General features: G+C 58.3%; 1 protein-coding gene. It reads right to left on the reverse strand.

Annotated features, from left to right (window positions below; genetic code table 11):
- Positions 1 to 326 precede the first annotated feature (326 nt).
- Positions 327 to 757, reverse strand: a 431-nt coding sequence (locus NKI63_RS30660; RefSeq protein WP_352824132.1) for a LysR substrate-binding domain-containing protein, incomplete at its 5' end; no start/stop codon positions are given.

Consider the following 757-nt stretch of genomic DNA (forward strand, 5'->3'; position numbering starts at 1 on the left):
GATCCGAAGCCGACGCCGCGGCCACCGAGCCAAATACCTGCTCTGTCGCCGGGTTGGTCACCGTCAGGGTTCCACTACCGTCTCGCCAACTGCCGTTGATGAAAAGCTGATAGGTGGTGGCGTTGGACATCGCATGCTCCGCTTGAATGAATTGCCAGGTACGAGAACGACCGATATCCGAACCGTGTCTCGCTCCGCTGCAGTTTCATCGCGATAGTCGCATGCGGTCAAATATGGAATGTCGCCCAAAGCCATCTTGAATCCAGATTGATACCGCTCAAGCACCCGCGGCGGAGCGACAGACTGGAACTTGGTTTCGGATGTGCCTAGGCCCGGTCCGGAACCGTGGCTGACCAGTGCCTGCCCTCGATCAAAGTCCTTACGACCTTGGGGATCAGCTTGCGGACCGCGGAGACGGCTGGAGAGCGCTCATCCTTCGGGTTGACGGCAAGCACCACGGAACGGGTAATCACCGGATCAATGATTTTGACCGCCCGGACTTGGCCTTGAGAGGCCTCCCTCTGAATGGCCGACGGGGCAAGGATAGAATAGGCTTTTCCTTCCATGACCATGTTGATGATCGTAGAAAGGGAGTCGACCTCGAATCTGACATCCAGCACACACCCGTGCTGCGCAACGACATCAGCCACCGAACGCCTGACATTGTTGTTGCGCATCGGAACCGCCAGCGGAAACGCATGCAGGTCGGCGAGCGGTATCGAATCTTCGAAAGGCGGTTCACCCCGCGGCACTACCA

This window comes from Mesorhizobium sp. M0410 (assembly GCF_040321435.1).
Lineage (GTDB): Bacteria > Pseudomonadota > Alphaproteobacteria > Rhizobiales > Rhizobiaceae > Mesorhizobium.